Below are 2,926 nucleotides of genomic sequence, written 5' to 3'. Positions count from 1 at the left end.
CATCCGCAGGGCGCACAGCCCGATGCCAGTGGTACGTCGCCGGGCACCACCGCGCCGACAGTTAACGACAACCATTGCGGCAAGTAGGAATTGCAATGAAAAGAAGCCGCGGAGCGAGCGCTCCGCGGCTTCTCAAATCCTGTCGTATCAGTGTATCTACGGCACCGCTTTTTCCCGAACCGGCAGCTTCCACCCCGGCCTGACGAAGTGGCAGGTGTATCCGTTGGGATATTTCTCCAGATAGTCCTGATGCTCGGGCTCGGCTTCCCAGAAGGGGCCAACGGGTGCGACTTCGGTGACGACCTTGCCCGGCCACAGGCCCGAGGCATCGACATCGGCGATCGTGTCCTCGGCGATGCGCTTCTGTTCGTCGCTGGTGTAGTAGATAGCCGAGCGATAGCTCATCCCGACATCGTTGCCCTGACGGTTGCGGGTCGTCGGATCGTGGATCTGGAAGAAGCGTTCCAGCAGCGTGCGATAGCTTATGATGGCCGGATCGAAATTGATCTCGATGGCTTCGGCATGGCTGCCGTGGTCGCGGTAGGTGGCGTTGGGCACGTCGCCGCCGCTGTAGCCAACACGGGTGGAAATGACGCCGGGATAGCGCCGTATCAAATCCTGCATACCCCAGAAGCAGCCACCGGCAAGGACTGCGCGTTCGGTCGAAGTCGCCATATCACGTCTCCTCAAAGGCAAGTTTGTCTGGACATAGATGGGCATTGTCACCTGCTTCGTCCAGCGGACCGGCGGATCTGCTTCAGTTGCTCGGTCGGGCGAGGCCGTCGATAGCACCCGGCAACTGCCGCGCGCCAGGCGGAATGGCGGCGAAGCTGATCGCCACCGGCGGCGCCTTGAGCGACCAGTCGAAAAGAACGGTTTTGACCGGGATGTCGCCCACCCACGCCTGCAGATAAGATGGCACATCGCGCCCGGGCCAGACCAGCAATATGCCATGCTCGCGCAGCCGCTCCTTGGTGATCCAGGGGGCGTACTGCATGTTCAGTTCGGTGAAGATCGACGGCTTGTCATAGGCATTGAGGCCCGCCAGCGGCGCAATAAGGGCATGGCCGCCGACGATGTCGAGCCGATCGGGCGTCGCAGCGTGCCAGACAGCCTCTGCCTCATCCGAGATCTTTTGCGCCGGCCAGCAGACGGCGTCCATGCGCCCACGCAGATTGCATTTCGTCCAGCGGATGCCCGCATAGGCACCGGATATGCCGACAATGGAGATGAGCGCGCAGATCGCCAGCTTTCGCATCTCGATGGCGCCGAGGCGATGGCCCAGCAAGGCGAGCGCCACAACGCCAGCAAGATTGTACATCGGCGCGCCCCAGGCCTCGCCGGCGCCGGTGAACAGGGACGCCACCATGACGAGGATCGCCGGGCCAACCCCCATCCACAAGAGATAGACCAGCGTGCCGCGCCCGACGGGCTTTTGCGGCGCGGGCGAGCGCCGCAGCAGCCCTGATATCGCCAGCACCAGAAGAAAGCCGCCGAGCCCGGCCATCTGGACGCCGATATAATAAAAGCGGGAGCGATGGGCCACCACCCACTGATCGCGCCAGGCGGCATAGGTCAGCGGCAGGAAATCGACGCGGCAGAGTTCGGCGGCCAGTGGAGCGGCGACAGCGCCGAAAACCGCGAGCCCGAGCCATGGCCAGGGCGTGGCGAGCCGACTGCGTGCGCGTGTGTCCGACAGCAGCCAGATCGCCCCGAAAAGCAATAATAGGCCGGTGGAAAGCTTGGCATAGAGCCCGACGCTCGACACCAGCCCGAGCGCCAGCCACCAGCCCGGCCCACCACCACGGCCCGCACGCCACAACAGCCAGCAGATAGCGGCCCAGAAGGGCATCTGCGCGTAGTCATGATTGAACTGTGGGGTCGGCCAGCCGAAGAAATAGAGCGACGGCATCAGAAGCACGGCGGCCAGCGCGCGGGTTCGCCCGAGCATGTCGCGGGCCAGCAGATAGACTAGCACGAAAGTGGCCGAGATCGTTAGCTGAGCCACGAGATATTGCGGCCAGCGGAACGATCCGGTCAGAAGATGGCTGATCTCGAGCAGCCAGCCGGGAAGCTGTGGATGCTTGTAGGTCAACAGCACCCATTCGCGGCCCCACATGAAGCCTTCGACGACATCGTTGGGCGGTGACACGTCGACAAGCGCGGGCGCCACGGTCCAGCACAGGATCTGTGTCAGGCATAAAAGCGCTAGGCCGGCTTCTGGATAGCGCGTCAGCCCCTGCCAGATCGACGACTGCCGCCAGTCGCCTGGAACAGAACTGCCGACCGGCAGCCAACCGTTCATGGGTTCGTCGATTCGCGTCATGCGGTGGATAAATCACACCGGACGGTTTTTGGAACAGCCCAGAACTCGAAGCTTACGAAAATGTATACTTGGGTGACCATGGCAAAACCAAGATTGAGGCAGAGTTTCGCGCCACCATGCCGCCTCTCTCATCATCACATGCCAGCAGGACAACAATGGAACACGCCGTCCCGGAGCGCCCTGAACATGCCGGGCACGGCGCACCGGGCGTGATCGCGGCAGGCGTCGCCTACGCCTGACCGGTTCCCGTCCCCAAAAAAGCATCCAGGATTTGATAAATGCGCCACCACCATGCCATCATCCACTACCGTGCGCTCGATTTCTGGATGGCCCGTGCGGCCGTTCTCGTGATCATCTGCCTGCAGCTTCTGGTCATCAACAATCTCTCATTCGGGCCGCGCTGGCTAGCGCCCGCACTGGAGGCCGCTCTGCTGCTGCCCTTGTCGGTGGCCACCGCCTGGACACAGGCCGCCACCCGCAAGGCGGTCGAGGACCACGAGTGGCATGCGATCGGCCAGTTTCGGGTCATGATCCGCAGAACAGCCCTGACCATGACCGCCATCATCAGCATCATGAACTGCGGTTCGCTGGTCCTGCTGG

The 2,926-nt window shown here is 62.9% G+C and carries 2 protein-coding genes and 1 pseudogene; 1 reads left to right on the top strand and 2 read right to left on the bottom strand.

Translation table 11 applies throughout. The features are described from left to right. Nucleotides 1-156: 156 nt before the first annotated feature. Together msrA and EN932_RS32775 are read right to left on the bottom strand one after the other, a co-directional pair. Nucleotides 157-675 carry a peptide-methionine (S)-S-oxide reductase MsrA gene (gene msrA, locus EN932_RS32780; protein WP_064993901.1) on the bottom strand — a complete coding sequence of 173 codons (519 nt, stop codon included), beginning with the start codon at nt 673-675 and terminating at the stop codon, nt 157-159. 82 nt (nt 676-757) lie between these two features. Then, nucleotides 758-2,305, bottom strand: coding sequence for a glycosyltransferase family 39 protein (locus EN932_RS32775; RefSeq protein WP_127369709.1), 1,548 nt, complete (start codon nt 2,303-2,305; stop codon nt 758-760). 299 nt (nt 2,306-2,604) lie between these two features. On the opposite strand from EN932_RS32775, the pseudogene EN932_RS32770 reads away from it, so the two are divergent. After that, a pseudogene (locus tag EN932_RS32770) lies at nt 2,605-2,926 on the top strand (hypothetical protein); the annotation flags it as partial.

The organism is Mesorhizobium sp. M7A.F.Ca.US.002.01.1.1, from assembly GCF_004022955.1.
Classification (GTDB): domain Bacteria; phylum Pseudomonadota; class Alphaproteobacteria; order Rhizobiales; family Rhizobiaceae; genus Mesorhizobium; species Mesorhizobium ciceri.
Note: the sequence above shows the minus strand (reverse complement) of the source record. Positions and strands in the feature narration are given on the sequence as shown.

Bases quoted from the DNA above. Each gene is read 5' to 3' on its own strand.
- msrA (WP_064993901.1), bottom strand. From the start codon at position 675: ATGGCGACTTCGACCGAACGCGCAGTCCTTGCCGGTGGCTGCTTCTGG.
- EN932_RS32775 (WP_127369709.1), bottom strand. From the start codon at position 2,305: ATGAACGGTTGGCTGCCGGTCGGCAGTTCTGTTCCAGGCGACTGGCGG.